Source organism: uncultured Faecalibacterium sp., assembly GCF_900066275.1.
Classification (GTDB): Bacteria; Bacillota; Clostridia; order Oscillospirales; family Ruminococcaceae; genus Faecalibacterium; species Faecalibacterium taiwanense.
On sequence record NZ_FMFG01000013.1, the window covers coordinates 50,771 to 66,092 of the forward strand.

At 55.1% G+C, this 15,322-nt stretch carries 13 protein-coding genes and 3 tRNA genes; 8 read left to right on the plus strand and 8 right to left on the minus strand.

Going from position 1 to position 15,322, the window contains the following annotated elements:
• Nucleotides 1-45: 45 nt before the first annotated feature.
• From QZL71_RS06545 to QZL71_RS06570, 6 genes are all read right to left on the minus strand, one after another.
• Nucleotides 46-2,196 (minus strand): polyribonucleotide nucleotidyltransferase, encoded by a 2,151-nt coding sequence (locus QZL71_RS06545; RefSeq protein WP_294648317.1) that lies wholly within the window; start codon nt 2,194-2,196, stop codon nt 46-48.
• Nucleotides 2,197-2,473: 277 nt separating this feature from the next.
• On the minus strand, nt 2,474-2,728 hold the full coding sequence (rpsO, locus tag QZL71_RS06550) for a 30S ribosomal protein S15 (RefSeq protein WP_005933138.1): 255 nt from the start codon (nt 2,726-2,728) through the stop codon (nt 2,474-2,476).
• A gap of 158 nt (nt 2,729-2,886) precedes the next feature.
• Nucleotides 2,887-3,726, minus strand: coding sequence for a CPBP family intramembrane glutamic endopeptidase (locus tag QZL71_RS06555; protein ID WP_097780845.1), 840 nt, complete (start codon nt 3,724-3,726; stop codon nt 2,887-2,889).
• A 108-nt stretch (nt 3,727-3,834) separates the two neighbouring features.
• Entirely contained in the window at nt 3,835-5,445 is a 1,611-nt protein-coding gene (locus QZL71_RS06560) for a glycosyltransferase family 39 protein (protein WP_294648318.1), read from the minus strand.
• A gap of 277 nt (nt 5,446-5,722) precedes the next feature.
• Nucleotides 5,723-5,798: transfer RNA gene (locus tag QZL71_RS06565), tRNA-Pro, on the minus strand.
• A 34-nt stretch (nt 5,799-5,832) separates the two neighbouring features.
• A tRNA-Gln gene (locus tag QZL71_RS06570) sits at nt 5,833-5,906 on the minus strand.
• A gap of 280 nt (nt 5,907-6,186) precedes the next feature.
• Between QZL71_RS06570 and QZL71_RS06575 the strand changes: the two genes are divergently transcribed.
• On the plus strand, nt 6,187-7,266 hold the full coding sequence (locus QZL71_RS06575) for a 6-phosphofructokinase (RefSeq protein ID WP_097776657.1): 1,080 nt from the start codon (nt 6,187-6,189) through the stop codon (nt 7,264-7,266).
• Between the two features lie 293 nt (nt 7,267-7,559).
• Here the strand turns inward: QZL71_RS06575 and QZL71_RS06580 are convergent, their stop codons facing one another.
• Nucleotides 7,560-8,555 carry a D-isomer specific 2-hydroxyacid dehydrogenase family protein gene (locus QZL71_RS06580; protein WP_294648319.1) on the minus strand — a complete coding sequence of 332 codons (996 nt, stop codon included), beginning with the start codon at nt 8,553-8,555 and terminating at the stop codon, nt 7,560-7,562.
• Between the two features lie 208 nt (nt 8,556-8,763).
• Here QZL71_RS06580 and pepT point away from each other — a divergent pair, with 208 nt between their 5' ends.
• Nucleotides 8,764-9,981 carry a peptidase T gene (gene pepT / locus QZL71_RS06585; protein ID WP_294648320.1) on the plus strand — a complete coding sequence of 406 codons (1,218 nt, stop codon included), beginning with the start codon at nt 8,764-8,766 and terminating at the stop codon, nt 9,979-9,981.
• 399 nt (nt 9,982-10,380) lie between these two features.
• On the opposite strand, the gene QZL71_RS06590 is transcribed toward pepT, so the two are convergent.
• Entirely contained in the window at nt 10,381-11,766 is a 1,386-nt protein-coding gene (locus QZL71_RS06590; RefSeq protein ID WP_294648321.1) for a TrkH family potassium uptake protein, read from the minus strand.
• A 360-nt stretch (nt 11,767-12,126) separates the two neighbouring features.
• On the opposite strand from QZL71_RS06590, the gene QZL71_RS06595 reads away from it, so the two are divergent.
• The 6 genes from QZL71_RS06595 to QZL71_RS06620 form a co-directional block, all read left to right on the plus strand.
• Nucleotides 12,127-12,200: transfer RNA gene (locus QZL71_RS06595), tRNA-Arg, on the plus strand.
• A 396-nt stretch (nt 12,201-12,596) separates the two neighbouring features.
• Nucleotides 12,597-12,857 (plus strand): hypothetical protein, encoded by a 261-nt coding sequence (locus QZL71_RS06600; protein WP_154256648.1) that lies wholly within the window; start codon nt 12,597-12,599, stop codon nt 12,855-12,857.
• Complete coding sequence (locus QZL71_RS06605; protein ID WP_005924919.1) at nt 12,854-13,108, plus strand: hypothetical protein; 255 nt, start codon at nt 12,854-12,856, stop codon at nt 13,106-13,108. Before QZL71_RS06600 ends, QZL71_RS06605 begins: the two co-directional genes overlap by 4 nt.
• Complete coding sequence (locus QZL71_RS06610; RefSeq protein WP_294648322.1) at nt 13,071-13,967, plus strand: DUF6017 domain-containing protein; 897 nt, start codon at nt 13,071-13,073, stop codon at nt 13,965-13,967. Before QZL71_RS06605 ends, QZL71_RS06610 begins: the two co-directional genes overlap by 38 nt.
• Nucleotides 13,967-14,800 carry a ParA family protein gene (locus QZL71_RS06615; protein WP_294648323.1) on the plus strand — a complete coding sequence of 278 codons (834 nt, stop codon included), beginning with the start codon at nt 13,967-13,969 and terminating at the stop codon, nt 14,798-14,800. The genes QZL71_RS06610 and QZL71_RS06615 overlap by 1 nt, the downstream gene beginning before the upstream one ends.
• On the plus strand, nt 14,757-15,322 hold a 566-nt coding region (locus QZL71_RS06620), incomplete at its 3' end, for a ParB/RepB/Spo0J family partition protein (RefSeq protein WP_294648324.1). The genes QZL71_RS06615 and QZL71_RS06620, both read left to right, overlap by 44 nt.

Genomic DNA, 15,322 nt, shown 5'->3' on the forward strand with positions numbered 1-15,322 from the left:
GATGCATCGGGTCCTCTTTTTCGGTTTCTTTTATGCAGTCAGGGTTTACTGCTGCTGTGCCTGCTGCTCGGCGCGCTTGGCTTCCAGCGCCAGAATGGCATCGCGGCGGCTCAGGTTGATACGGCCCTGCTGGTCGATGTCGGTCACCTTGACCACGATGGCATCGCCCACAGCCACCACATCCTCCACGCGCTCCACACGCTTGGTGTCCAGCTTGGAGATGTGCACCAAACCTTCCTTGCCCGGTGCGATCTCAACGAAGGCACCAAAGTTCATCAGGCGGGTCACCTTGCCCTTGTAGATGGCACCGATCTCGGGGTCCTCCACAATGGTCTTGATGGTAAAGATGGCGCGCTTTGCGTCCTCCTGATCCACAGCAGAGACGAACACATGGCCGTCCTCCTGCACGTCGATCTTGCAGTTGCAGGTAGCGCAGATGTCCTGAATGACCTTGCCGCCCTTACCGATCACGTCCTTGATCTTATCGGTGGGGATCATCATGCTGAACATCTTGGGTGCGTAGCGGCTCAGCTCATGGCGGGGCTCTGCGATCACCGGCTTGATGATCTCGTCCAGAATATACAGGCGGCCCTTGCGGCACTTCTCAAAGGCCTCGGCAATGATGTCGTAGGTCAGGCCATCGATCTTGATGTCCATCTGGATGGCAGTGATGCCCTTGCGGGTGCCGCCCACCTTGAAGTCCATATCGCCGTGGAAGTCCTCCACGCCCTGAATGTCCAGCATGGTCATCCAGCGGTCGCCCTCGGTGATCAGACCACAGGAGATGCCGGCAACGGGTGCCTTGATGGGCACGCCTGCATCCATCAGGGCCAGCGTAGAGCCGCAGATGGATGCCTGAGAGGTGGAACCGTTGGAGGAGAGCACCTCAGACACGCAGCGGATGGTGTAGGGGAACTCTTCCAGAGAGGGCAGCACGGGTACCAGAGCACGCTCTGCCAGTGCGCCATGGCCGATCTCGCGGCGGCCGGGGCTGCGCGGTGCGCGGGCCTCGCCCACAGAGTACGGCGGGAAGTTGTAGTGATGGATATAGCGCTTGGTCTGCTCGTCGGTCAGGTCGTCCATGAGCTGGTTGTCCTTGGTGCCGCCCAGAGTGCAGGTGGTGAGCACCTGCGTCTGGCCGCGGGTGAACATACCGGAGCCGTGCACGCGGGGCAGGATGCCCACTTCGGCAGCCAGCGGGCGGATCTCGTTGATGCCGCGGCCGTCCACGCGCTTGCCCTCGTCCAGCAGCCAGCGGCGCACCACGAACTTCTGCATCTTGTAGCTGACCAGATCAAGGTCTGCAGCGGTCAGGTCGGGGTACTCCTCGGCGATCTTGTCCATGATGGGCAGCAGAGCGGCATCGCGCACATTCTTGTCGTCGGTGTCCATAGCGGCCTTGAAGTCGTCCAGATACTTGTTCTGGATGGCGTGGAACACGTCCATATCCAGACCCACCACCTGAAAATCGATCTTCTTCTTACCGCGCTCGGCCACGATGCGGTTGATGAACTCAATGGTCTTTTTGATCTCCACGTGAGCGGCCTTGATGGCGTTCAGCATGGTGTCCTCGTCCACCTCGTTGGCACCGGCCTCGATCATGACGATCTTATCCATGGTGGCGGCAACGGTCAGGGCAAGGTCGCTCACCTTGCGCTGCTCCTGCGTGGGGTTCAGCACGATCTCGCCGTCCACCAGACCCACCTGCACGCCGCCGATGGGGCCGTTCCACGGGATGTCGGACACAGCAGTGACCAGAGAAGCACCGATCATACCGGCGATCTCAGGGCTGCAGTCGGGGTCCAGACTCATGACGGTCATGGTGATGCACACGTCGTTGCGCATCTCCTTGGGGAACAGCGGGCGCATGGGGCGGTCCACCACGCGGCTGGTCAGGATGGCGCGCTCACCGGGGCGGCCCTCACGGCGCATAAAGCTGCCGGGGATGCGGCCTGCCGCGTAGAGCTTTTCCTCATACTCGACGTTCAGCGGGAAGAAATCCACGCCTTCGCGGGGCTTGGGGCTCATGACCACATTGCACAGAACGCAGGTCTCGCCGTAGCGGATCAGCGCACTGGCGTTGGACAGACCGCACATTTTGCCCATTTCTACCTTGAACGGGCGGCCTGCCAGCATGGTCTCGTAGACCTTGTAGTTCTCAAAGGTCTCTCTGCGGGAACCAAATTCAATTGCCATTGTTTTTGCCTCCTTGTTTTTTCGGATTTTTTCTATCCAAAAGGCGGTGGCACGCGCATCATAGCAATAAATCCAGCGTCCATGCCGTTCACATCCGGTTTTGTTTGAGATATTTCCCCCACCGGGGGAATGTCTCTGCCGTTGATGTGAGCCGTCCGCGCCATGAAAAAGCATTCGGGGCACAGGCGTTCGATTTACTGCTGCAATACGCAGCCGCTGCCATTTGTATACAAAAGCAAAAGGCAGGCACCTTTGCGGTACCTGCCCTCTGTTTAAATTACTTACGCAGACCCAGAGTTGCGATCAGAGCACGGTAACGCTCGATGTCCTTCTTCTGGAGATAAGCCAGCAGATTGCGGCGGCGGCCAACCATCTTCATCAGGCCGCGGCGGCTGTGGTGATCGTTCGGGTTCTTCTTCAGGTGCTCGTTCAGCTCGTTGATGTGAGCGGTCAGCAGAGCGACCTGCACTTCGGGAGAGCCAGTGTCCTTCTCGGTCAGAGCGACTTTGGCCATAACTTCCTGCTTGTTCATAGTTACATACCTCTTTATAAAATTTTATGTGCCAATGGAACAGCGGCGGGAAACGGCATTCCCAAAAAGCGGGCATACTCCCAACCCCGTACCACGGTAACAGATACAGTATACCAGAACCCTGTGCAAAATGCAAGGATATTTTTTGCATCCTGCCTTTATTTTTTTACGTACTGGTGCCAGTACAGCTGCACCTCCGGCAGCTTCTTTTTGCGCAGCAGAACTGCGGTGGGGATCAGATACAGCAGCACCGAAAGCAGCATGGATGCATCGTAGCCGCTCACCGCATCGGCCACGGTAGTGGTGCCGTACAGCCCACCGATGAGCATGGACGAAATATCCATGGCACCGTGCAGGAATACCGTCACCCACAAATTGCCGGTGCGGAAGTAGATCGCCGCAAAAAGAGTGCCCAGCGATGCTGCAAACACGCACTGCATCAGCACACCGAAGGGTGCCGAACTGAGGATATTGGTCAGGTGCGCCGCACCAAACAGCACACCGGACAAAAGGCAGGCCTTCCACACACCGGCGCGGCTGGTGCCAAAGTGCTCCAGCAGGGTCTGGGCAATGACACCGCGGAAGATGAATTCCTCGGCCACACCCACCATGGCCATGCTGACAAGGAAGGTGCAGATGCGTGCCGCAGGCTGCAGCACGCCGTTCTCCGGACGGCCCAGCACCAGCGACCCAAAGGCATTGTAGCCAATGAACACCAGCGGGTACATGCCCACCAGCAGGCCATTGAAAAAGCCGCTGCCGCGGCGGCGCAGCAGCCCAGCACGGTCTGTCCGTACCAGAAACAGCACTGCCACCATGGCCCCCACCAGCTCCTGCAGAGTGCTGTAGAGGTATGTATCAATGGACGCAAAATCCGTCCGAAAAAGAACCAATGCAATGGTAAAGACAAGATCTGTTACAAACAGGCTTGCCAGAAAGACCACTTCTGCCAGAACGCAGAATAAGATCGGGTGCGCTTTGCGCAGTCGTTTGAGCATGGGATACCCTCCTGAATCGTTGATAGTACTATTCTAGCACACTTTACCTTAAAACGATATAGCACGCGCAAAAAAGGCAGTTTTCCCTTCTGCTGTGCCGCAAAGCGTTCACTTTTTCAAAACAAAGATCTGTTCAAACTCCTGCGTTGTCAGCAGCGAAACATCCTCATAGCCGCCCTGTCGGGCAACGTTCCACGCAGTTTCCATGTTCTGGGCCGTGATCTGCTCCACCTGTTCTGCCGTCACGAACTGCCACAGCCCCCGGCCTCCAATGAACAGCACCAGCGTATCATTTTCGCCGGTGTTATACTGCACCAGCAGCTCACTGGAATCGTCCGGCACCACACAGACCTCCTGAAATTTGAGAAGCTCCTGCACGCCGGAAGTGAAACTGCCAAGGTCCCCGGTAATATCCACGCAGGCGGCCTGACTGTATTGTTCCAGTTCTTTGTCTATCTTATAAGTACCGCTGTACATGCGCTCCGGCTCGATCACAAATGCAAGCACGACCATTGCAAGGCACACGATCTGCAGAATGCGCTTTCTGGTGCCTGCACGCAGCGTATCCAGAATGGAGAAAAGGCCGCAGCCACAAAACAGCGCTTCCAGCGGCTGCAGATGGTACACATACCGCAGCGACTTATACGGCGAGATCACCGCGATAACCAGAAATGCAGCAAGCGCCGGGACCGTGATCAGCTTGACATCCCCGGGGATCAGCGTAGTGCCGCGCAACTTGCCCGACAGCCAGCGCTGCCCCAGCTTCGTCAGGATCAGCACGGCCATAATGCCTGCGCCTACAGCAAAGCCGACGATGCTCCAGCCGATCAGCTCCAGCGGGCCTTTGGGGTACTGCGCCAGATCAAAAAGATTGCGCGTTGTAGCATCCAGTGAGTTCGTATTCTGCGAGTGCAGCTGTGTATACCAGCACGGAAAGGTGAGCAGCATTCCGCCAACGCCCGCAAGTGCCGGAAGCGAAAATGCAGCAGCATTTTTCCATTCGCGCCGGAACATCAGGTAAAGGTCATATGCTGCGCACAGCAGGAAGGCATAGACCACAAAGAAATACTGGGTCATCATGCCAAGATAGATGGTTACACCGATCAGAAGATATTTGGGCACAGACGGCCTGCGAAGAGACTTTGCCACCAGCAGCGCAAGCAGGATCGTCAGCAAGGTCATGAGCATATACATGCGCACCATCGTCACATTCGAGATCATTTCACGGTTGAACGCATACAATGCACAGACGAACAATGCTTTTTTCCAGTCTGCAAACAGCTCCATGCCCAGCGCATACAGCGCTGCCAGCGTGCCGCCCAGCAGCACAAAATTCATCCCAAGACCCGTCCATTTTGTAAAGCTGCCCGGAAATAATGAGCACACCGTGTGCAGCAAAAAGTAGAACAGCGGCGGATGAATGTCCTGCGTCTGATTATAGTAGACCGACGCATAGTTGAAGCGATCATTTTTCTGAACCGAAATATAATTCACAAAATCCTGTTGTTCAAAAACTGCTTCCGGGAGATTTCCATCAAACGAATGCTCACCATTATAATACCAATTCAAAAACGGCGCATAGCTGCTGTTTGAAAGGCCGTAGGAGTAGATCTCATCCAGAAAGAACCCCTCTTTCCGCACAGCCCACCAGCCGCAAAGGCAGATCAGAACGATCACAAAAAGCGCGACCGCCCGTTTTTTCTTTTTTATTTCCTGCATAGTTTCTGTTTTTCCTCGCTTTTTTGTCCGTTCTGCAGCCAAATATGGCTTTGCTTTTCCAGTATATCATATTTAGAACACAAGTCAAAACTTTTCGGGTTGCAGATCCCGCTGCTCCTAGCAGCATGCACCCTGTTAGACATTCCTAGCCGGTGGGACCCACGGGCTAAACAAAGCCATACTATGGCTTTGTTTGCGGTGCTTCGCACCGCCGCCCTGTTCAAATCCCGCGCGGAAACAAAAAAGAACCAGTACACGAATGTGTACTGGTTCTTTTTGGTCGGAGCAGCGGGATTTGAACCCACGGCCTCCTCGTCCCGAACGAGGCGCGCTACCAACTGCGCTATGCCCCGAAAATACCGCAGCCAGTTGAGACTGCGGTTTTCTTGGTTGGGGATGAGAGAATCGAACTCCCACAAGTAGAGTCAGAGTCTACCGCACTACCACTATGCAAATCCCCATTATTCAGTTTGTCTGCCGCGCCGTGCGCTGCTGACAAGGGATATTATACTCAAAAGGCCCGCGCTTGTCAACCATTTTTTTATTTTTTCTGCAAAAGTTTTCCCGCTGTTCTCCTGCCCGCAGAAATGCACCGTGGAAGCGTGTAAATTTTCTGCGCTTCTCTTGACAGCAGCCCCCATCCGGAATAATCTTATACTATAAACAGGTAGGTCTCCGGGCAGACTGACTTTGAAAGGCAGAACGCGCGGCGCTGAATACCAAATGAAAGAGGGCTTTTGAATGAAAAAACGTGTTGGAATCCTGACCTCTGGCGGCGACTGTCCGGGTCTGAACGCCACCATCCGCGGCGTAGCAAAAGCACTGTATGCCCGCATGGGCGATAACGTGGAGATCATTGGCATCCTGAACGGATACAGCGGCCTGATCAACGGCGACTACAAGGAGATGTGCGAGGACGATTTCCGCGGCATCCTGACGCTGGGCGGCACCATTCTGGGCACCAAGCGCACCCCCTTTAAAATGATGCGTGTGGTGGAGGACGACAACATTGATAAAGTTGCCGCCATGAAAAAGACCTACAAGGAAGCCAAGCTGGACTGCCTGCTGTGCCTGGGCGGCAATGGCACCCACAAAACCGCAAACCTGCTCTCGCAGGAGGGTCTGAACATCATCGGCCTGCCCAAGACCATTGATAACGATATCTATGGTACCGACGTGACCTTCGGCTTCCACACCGCCGTGGACATTGCCACCGATGTGATCGACCGCATTCACACCACCGCAGGCAGCCACAGCCGCGTGATGTGCATTGAGATCATGGGCAACAAGGCCGGCTGGCTGACGCTGTATTCCGGCATTGCAGGTGGTGCAGATATTATTCTGCTGCCGGAACAGCCCTATGATATCGACCGTGTGTGCTCTGCCGTGGAACGCCGCGCAAAGAAGGGTTCCAACTTTTCCATCATCGCTGTGGCCGAGGGTGCCATCAACTGCGAGGAAGCCGGCATGAAGCGCAAGGAATGGATGGCAAAGCGCGCCGAGGCAGGCTTTGGCACCACCGCCACCAACCGCATTGCACAGGCCGTGCAGAAAAAAACCGGCATGGAGACCCGTGTGTGCATCCCGGGCCACATGCAGCGCGGCGGCAGCCCCAGCGCCTACGACCGTGTGCTGGCCACCCAGTTCGGCAGCTATGCGGCAAAGCTGGTGGAGATCGAGCGCTACGGCGTGACCGTTGCCATGGTGAACCGCCATGTCACCGAGAACCGTCTGGCCGACATTGCAGGCAAGACCCGCAACGTGCCGGAGAACTGCGACCTGCTCACCGTCGCCCGCCGCATGGGCATCAGTCTGGGTTGATTACCATTTGAATGCTCTCCGCTTTGCTCTGAGCATTTTTAGCGGAATAATTATTTTTTATTGGGGATTCCTGAAAATCTGCGGATTTTCAGGAATCCCTTTTTCACCGGAAGGGTCCCAACCGGCAGATGCTTCAAGCAAACGGAATGCCGTTTTCCGCTGCACCCCCTCCCGTGAAAATGCAGATCCCGGCAGACCGCAGTCTGCCGGGATCTGCTCTATTCAGAAATACTGTTTCCGTTGAAGATGGCCAGAGTGCAACGGCGGCCATTCAAAATCGTCTGCCGGACAAATCAAAGGTCCGTCACATCATGCCGGGTGGGCTGGCCTTTTTCAAAGGCAACTGCGCTTTCCAGCACACCGCGCACCATGCTCTCCACATCCTCGTGGGTGTAGAAAGCCGTGTGGTCGGTCAGGATCACATTGGGCATGCTGCGCAAAGCCGCCAGCTCCGGATTCGGGATCACATCGCCCATGCGATTATAATAGTACAGGCCGTTCTCATTTTCCAGCACGTCCAGGCCCGCCGCGCCAATCTTGCCGCTTTCCAGCCCGGCGATCAGTGCATCGCTGTCGATCAGCTTGCCGCGGGCGGTGTTGATGATGGTCACGCCCGGCTTCATGCTCTCAATGGCTTTGGTGTCGATGAGATGGTGATTCTCCTCCGTAGCGTTGGTGTGCAGAGTGATGACATCGCTTTCCGCCAGCAGGGTCTCCAGCGGCACATACTCGGCGATCTTCTTTACCTCGTCGTTGGGGTACAGGTCGTAGGCCAGCAGGCGGCAGCCAAAGCCGGACAGATGCTGCAGCACCGTGCGGCCAATGCGGCCCGTACCGATCACACCCACAGTGCAGGTGGAAATATCGCGGCCGATTTTTCCCTGCAGGGAGTAGTCCTGCGCTTCGCCGCGCTTGAGGATGTGCCCTGCCTTGCGCAGGCTCATCAGCATGAGCATAATGGCAAAGTTTGCAACGCCGTTTGGCGGGTAGTCCACATTGGCCACCTTCATGCCCAGTTCCCGGGCCGTCTCGCGGTCTACGTGGTCATAGCCGATGGAACGGCAGCAGATGGACTTTACGCCCAGCTCGTGAAACCGCTTGACCATGGGCGTGCTCATATCACAGGGCGTTACCGACACGGCATCATAGCCCTTTGCCAGTTCAGCGTTTTCCAGCGTGGGATACTCCTGCGTAGAGCCAAACTCAACGTCCAGCTGCGGTGCCAGCCGCTGCGCGATGCCCAGCTCATCGTAGGGGCGCAGGGTGTAAAAAAAGACTTTTGTTGCCATAAAACTTCCCTCCCGGCTTATTTTGTACCTATTGTAGCACGTTCTGCACAGATGGATGCATTTTACTGCATGAATTTTGTTCACCTTAAAAATGAGGATTCATCTTTCCATATGAATGCGCGCAAAACAGTTGTAAATTGTCGGAAAAGAGGGTATGATAAAGGGACTGGGAAGTATACATCACTGAAATATAAAAGGAGTGTGCCTTATGCGCGCTTATGAACGGCTTTTGAATTATGTCCGGGTGCATACCACCTCGGACGAAAACTCCGGTACGCACCCTTCCGCTGAACGGGAGTTTGACCTTGCCCGCCAGCTGGTGGAGGAGATGAAGGCCCTTGGCATGGAGGATGCCCATGTGGACGAGCACTGCTACGTCTATGGCACCCTGCCTGCCACGCCCGGCTGTGAGAATCAACACGCTCTGGGCCTGATCGCCCACATGGACACTGCCGACGATGCCAGCGGTGAGAATGTGCAGCCCGTTGTGTGGGAAAACTACAACGGCGGCGACGTAACTCTGCCCGCCACCGGCATGGTGATGAAGCCCTCTGTGTTCCCCTTCCTTACTTCCATGAAGGGCGAGACCCTCATCACCTCAGACGGTACCACCCTGCTGGGTGCCGACGATAAGGCCGGTATTGCCGAAATTTTGACCGCTGTTGAAACCATTCAGGAAAAAGGCCTGCCCCACGGCAAGCTGTGTATCGCCTTTACTCCGGATGAAGAGATCGGCGAGGGTGCAGAGCTGTTCGATATTCCGGGCTTCGGTGCCGACTTTGCCTATACGGTGGACGGCGGCGATGCCGGCTCCATTGAGTATGAGAACTTCAACGCCGCTTCCGCCACCGTGACCATCCGCGGCTTCTCGGTGCACCCGGGCACCGCCAAGGACACCATGATCAACGCTTCCAATGTGGCCATGGAGTTTCATCAGGCGCTGCCCATCACCGCCCGCCCCGAAACGACCGAGGGCCGGCAGGGCTTCTACCACCTGTGCCAGATGTACGGCGATGTGACCACCGCAAAGCTGGGCTACATCCTGCGCGACCACGATGCCGCAAAGCTACAGTTCAAGAAGGACAACATGCTGGATATTGCCGAATTTTTGAACGGAAAGTACGGCGAAGGCACCGTGACCGTGGAGATCAAGGACAGCTACCGCAACATGCTGGAAAAAATCAAGCCGCATTTCCACTTAGTAGAGACCGCCCGCAAGGCCACCCGCATGGCCGGGCTGGAACCGGAGGAAATTCCGGTGCGCGGCGGCACCGACGGTGCTATGCTGAGCTGGAAAGGCCTGCCCTGCCCCAATCTGGGCACCGGCGGCTTCAATTTCCACGGCGTATGCGAGTGCATCACCGCTGAGCGCATGGACCGCTGCACTGAGATCTTGCTGAACATCATAAAGCTGTACGCAGAGTAAATTTTATTTTTCAATATACAAAAAAGTGGGTGCTATTTTCGGATAGCACCCACTTTTGTTATACTCTGACGCTTATCTCTACGACTCCACTCGTGAAAATGCATTTGGAGCAGCCCTGCGGTTGCGTAGCAATGAAAGCCCCAGTGGGGCTTTCAAGCAGGCGAGCGGTCTGCGTTAGCAGATGGAAGGGATTCGCCCTGACAAGCGTCAGGGCTGCGACAAATGCGAAAAATAAAAATCAAATTCCACTGAACATGCCCAGAGTACAACAACGACGACCGCTGCCTGCGGCAGAAGCAGGGAGGAGTTGTTGGGGCCGCGGCCAGCAAGACACGAATGCCGCTCAAGGCATGAAGTGGATGCTGGGAGCCGCAACTCTAGGAGGGCATTCAAAATCGTTTAACCAACGTTGATATGCCCCACCGGCATGATCTTCCGTTTGTTGTCGTCCGGCTTTGCTGTCAGGCTCATGGCCAGCGACACCGGGCCGACACGGCCCATGAACATGACCAGCATATACAGGATTTTTGCGCCCCGGTTCAGCTGAGCGGTAACGCCCACCGAAAGGCCAACTGTGCCAAAGGCAGAGCAGGACTCGAAAATAGCGTCAATGACCGACACAGCGTCCGAGGTGTTATAGAACACCACCACAGCCGAGCCAACCGCCGCCAGCCCGCCGAGCACGATAATGGTCAAAGCACGATAAACCGTCTTGGACTCGATGTGGTGCTCTGCGATCACACAGTCGTCGCGACCCTGAGCCACACTGCGGATCGTCAGGATGATCACAGCGAACGTAGTCACCTTCACGCCGCCGCCGGTAGAGCCGGGTGCCGCACCAATGAACTGCAGCACGCTCATCAGCAGTTTGGTGATGGGGCCGCAGGCCGCAAGGTCGATGGTATTCATGCCCGCAGTACGAGTGGACACCGACTGGAACAGTGCCGCCATCAGCTTGCCGGGCACAGAGAGCCCGCCCATGCTGGCAGGATTGTTCCACTCCATCAGCGCGATGAGCGCCGCGCCGCCGAGCCACAGGATCACCGAGAAGCTCAGCACCACCTTGGCCTGCAGGGAAAGCCGGTGCTTTTTGCGGTATTGACCGATCTCCACCCATACCATGAAGCCCAGACCGCCGGAAATGATCATGAACATCACAACGGCCTGAACATAGTAATTGTTCACATAGGGTGCCAGTGAGGAATACTGGCCGAACCGGCCAAACAGATCAAAGCCCGCGTTACAGAAAGCCGAGATGGCCGTGAACACGCTCACCCAGATGCCTTCCAGCCCGAACTGCGGCACAAAGGCGAACAGCAGCAGCACAATGCCAATGCCTTCAAACAGGCCAGCCAGTCCCACCACGATCTTCAGCACGTCCTTGGCCTGCGCATATCCGTCCGCTGAGACGCTTTCTCCCAGCAGCCGCAGATCGCGGAAGCCCATGCGCCGCCGCATAGCCAGCGCGAAGAAGCTGGTGAGGGTGACCAACCCCAGACCACCCACCTGAATGAGCAGCAGGATCACCGCCTGCCCAAAGTAGGTGAACTGGGTCCAGGTATCCCGCACGATCAGACCAGTAACGCAGGTAGCGCTTGTAGCGGTGAACATGGCATCCAGTACATCCAGCCGCCCGTGCTTGCTGGCAACAGGCAGGCTGAGCAGAAAGGTGCCCAGCGCGATCACGATGACAAAGCTCACACAGATGATCTGCGTAGGCGTATACATCCCCTTGCGCTTGCCCGCCGGGCGGTAAAACAGCTTTTTCCCTTTTGCCTTTTCCATAAGTTCCTCCGCACGCGGCAAAGCCTGCCGCGGCTATTTTCATTTCCTCTATAGCATACACCATTTTGCCCGCCGGTTCAACTTGATTTTATCCGCAAAATGCTGTATTATAATAGAACATCCGTCTCCGTAGCTCAGATGGATAGAGCGCAAGCCTCCTAAGAATTCGGTCAACCTGATACCTTGGGTGCAGAAGTGATTGCTCTAATCAAAAGCAAGACCGGGAATCGAAGTTTTCTCAACAATTTTTGATGCAACAAGTTTAACACCGTTCCGGTTGCAACGCAGTCGGTCACTTCGTTGTGAAAAGCATTCCATACAAAGTGCAGAAAAGTCAAAAATCAACGATAATACATATATGTCTCTATACCTCAGCTGGATAGAGGGTTCGCCTCCTAAGCGAAACGCCCCCGGTTCGAACCCGGGTAGGGACATCCTTTTAAGAAATGCGAAGGTCATTTTTCCATGTGAAAGACGATCTTCGCATTTTTCATTTTGAACCTATCACCAAAATTAGCCAGCTAATGCCATTAGCAGAATTTTCAGCTCCAGCTAATAAAATCGGCTTTCCAGCTAATGAAGCCTCATAAAGCGCCTTTTGAACCCTGTTTTCTGGCTCTCTGCTAAGATTGGTAAACGCTTTCCTGTAAATCCATGTAAATACAAGATAATCTGTGTGAATCTATTTTCCACCTTTCTGCTGGAAGCCGTGCAAAACACTTTTCTCCATACATAGCGCGTTCACTCGCTGTTCTCTCGGAACAGAAAGAGGAACGCGCTTTTTTGTTTTCGGGCCGAACTTCCCGAATCCACCAAAGGAGGGTTTACCGATGAAAAAAGTTCTGACCGTCACGATCGACGGTATCCGCTACCATGCTTCCCGCCCGGCAGATTGCCGGCACTGCTTCTTCTGGAAGAATCGAAAGAAGGGCTGCGTTCTCGGCAAAGAGAACTGCTACTACCTGATCGAGCCGCCCAAAGGCCCCAGCAAGTGCGAAGGGTGCCCCTACAAGCGGGCAAAGCCCTGTGTGCTGGTTCCCTGCTACAAAGACCTGATGGCACCGCTGGAGAAACGAGGTGATGCCAAGTGAGCCACAAGCGAAACGAAGCCCTGCGCCATGTTCAGCACTCCATGCACCATGTGATCGCCGCTGGCGAAGGTTCCGACCGTGCCCCGGACAGTTGCAAGCTGTGCCCGTACTATCGACCCGATTTCAAGTTCCGCACCTGCCTGTATGCCCACTGCCCTTATAAGAAGCAGGTCAATGTATTCCGTTCCACACCTGAAAAATGGGATATTCTCTATGCCCGAAAAAAAGCCGACAAGAACCGCAGACCTTGATTACTTCTATGGGCAGTCCAGCGAGCTGTTCTCCTTCTACCGGATTCCCAAGCTGTTGTTTCAGGATAGCCGCTTCCAACCGCTTTCCACAGATGCCAAAACCCTGTACGGTATCCTGCTGGACCGCATGAGCCTTTCAGCCCGGAATGGTTGGTTGGACAAAGCTGGGCGGGTGTTCATCATCTATACTATGCAGGAGGTGCAGGATTCACTGGGCTGTGCCGATAAAAAGGCGACCAAGCTGCTGCGAGAACTGGAAGAGTACGGCCTGATTGAACGCAAACGGAGGGGGCTGGGCAAGCCCGATCTCATCTATGTGAAGAATTTTTCGTCAGAATCGTCAAAACTACGCTTTCTGAATCGTGATAATGACGATTCTGGAGTCGTCCAGAATACGCTTCAAGACCCGGCCAAACTACGATGTAATAAGACTGATAGAAATAACACAGAGGTAAGCGATACTGATCCTATCTATTCCGATGAAAACGACTGGATGAGCAAACGCGCCCAACTGGAAGAATATTTTTCACGTTCTTTGGAGATGGACCTTCTTCTCCGGCTTTACCCGGATGATGAAGATACCCTCTACCAAATCGTGGATTTGCTGGTGGATACCTGTGCCACCAACCGCAAGACGCTGCGCATTGCCGGGGACGATAAGCCCGCCGAGGTGGTACGCAGCCGGTTTATGAAGCTGAACGCCGACCATATTTGCTTTGTGCTGAAGTGCCTTGCAGAGAACAGCAGCCCGATCCGAAACATGAAACAGTATCTGCTTGCTTCTCTATATAATGCACCCACCACAATGCAGCTTTTCTATCAGAACCAAACCAACCATGACTTAGCGATGCGGAGGTGATGAAAATTTCAAAGAAAGCAACCACAATAGCCATCGTCAACCAGAAAGGCGGCACCGGCAAGACCACGACCTGTGAAAATCTGGGCATCGGTCTGGCGATGGAGGGCAAAAAAGTCCTGTTGGTGGACGCTGACCCGCAGGGCAGCTTGACCATCAGCATGGGCTGGCAACAGCCCGATGAACTGCCCACTACCCTTTCCACCCTGATGGCAAAAGCCATGAACGATCAGAGCATTCCGCCCGGTGAAGGCATCCTGCACCATGCAGAGGGCGTTGACCTGATTCCGGCAAACATTGAACTGGCAGGGCTGGAAGTTTCCCTTGTCAACTGCATGAACCGGGAAAAGATGCTGAAACAGGTGCTGGAAGGCGCAAAGCACGACTACGATTTCATTCTGCTGGATTGTACCCCTTCCCTTGGGATGCTGACCGTCAATGCACTGGCAGCGGCAGATACCACCCTAATTCCCGTGCAGGCACAGTACCTGTCTGCGAAGGGCTTGGAACAGCTTTTGCAGACCGTCCAAAAAGTCCGGCGGCAGATCAACCCGAAACTGAAAATCGAGGGCATTCTTCTGACCATGACGGACAACCGCACCAACTACGGGCAACAAATCGACAATTTGATTCGGGGTGCCTACGGCAGCAAGATCAAGGTGTTCGACCAGACCATTCCTAGATCTGTCCGTGCTGCGGAGATCAGTGCAGTGGGCAAAAGCATTTTTCAGCACGACCCCAAAGGCAAGGTGGCAGAAGCCTACAAATCTCTGACTGGGGAGGTGATGGCGAATGCCGAAAAACAGCTTAAACGTGTCGCTGAAAGGGGCAGATGACATCTTCTCCACCGAAGAATCCCGGCAGGAGCAGCAGCGAGAACAGGTTCAGCAGATTCCCATCGGGGAGCTGTTCCCCTTCAAGAACCATCCATTTAAGGTTTTGGACGATGAATCTATGCAGCGCACGGTGGAAAGCGTGGAACAGTATGGTGTGTTGTCTCCGCTGATTGCCCGTCCCAGACCAGAGGGCGGCTACGAGATCATCTCCGGGCACCGCCGCCAGCACGCTGCACAGCTTGCCGGGCTGGACACGCTGCCGGTCATTGTCCGTCAAATGGATGATGATGCCGCTGTTTTGCTCATGGTGGACAGCAATCTCCAACGTGAGAACATCTTGCCCAGCGAACGGGCTTTCGCTTACAAGATGAAGCTGGAAGCAATCGAGCGAACTGTTGGACGACCCAAAAATGTGGGACAAGTTGTCCCAGATTATTTCGGGAAACGCAGTACAGAGATTGTTGCTGAAGGAACAGGCGAAAGTTATAAGCAAGTCCAGCGTTTTATCCGCCTGACCAACCT

What these genes read in the sequence shown, in the direction of transcription:
- pepT (WP_294648320.1), top strand. Translation starts at nt 8,764, where the DNA reads ATGCGCGCTTATGAACGGCTTTTGAATTATGTCCGGGTGCATACCACC.
- QZL71_RS06590 (WP_294648321.1), bottom strand. Translation starts at nt 11,766, where the DNA reads ATGGAAAAGGCAAAAGGGAAAAAGCTGTTTTACCGCCCGGCGGGCAAG.
- QZL71_RS06580 (WP_294648319.1), bottom strand. Translation starts at nt 8,555, where the DNA reads ATGGCAACAAAAGTCTTTTTTTACACCCTGCGCCCCTACGATGAGCTG.
- QZL71_RS06545 (WP_294648317.1), bottom strand. Translation starts at nt 2,196, where the DNA reads ATGGCAATTGAATTTGGTTCCCGCAGAGAGACCTTTGAGAACTACAAG.
- rpsO (WP_005933138.1), bottom strand. Translation starts at nt 2,728, where the DNA reads ATGAACAAGCAGGAAGTTATGGCCAAAGTCGCTCTGACCGAGAAGGAC.
- QZL71_RS06560 (WP_294648318.1), bottom strand. Translation starts at nt 5,445, where the DNA reads ATGCAGGAAATAAAAAAGAAAAAACGGGCGGTCGCGCTTTTTGTGATC.
- QZL71_RS06600 (WP_154256648.1), top strand. Translation starts at nt 12,597, where the DNA reads ATGAAAAAAGTTCTGACCGTCACGATCGACGGTATCCGCTACCATGCT.
- QZL71_RS06575 (WP_097776657.1), top strand. Translation starts at nt 6,187, where the DNA reads ATGAAAAAACGTGTTGGAATCCTGACCTCTGGCGGCGACTGTCCGGGT.
- QZL71_RS06555 (WP_097780845.1), bottom strand. Translation starts at nt 3,726, where the DNA reads ATGCTCAAACGACTGCGCAAAGCGCACCCGATCTTATTCTGCGTTCTG.
- QZL71_RS06615 (WP_294648323.1), top strand. Translation starts at nt 13,967, where the DNA reads ATGAAAATTTCAAAGAAAGCAACCACAATAGCCATCGTCAACCAGAAA.
- QZL71_RS06610 (WP_294648322.1), top strand. Translation starts at nt 13,071, where the DNA reads ATGCCCGAAAAAAAGCCGACAAGAACCGCAGACCTTGATTACTTCTAT.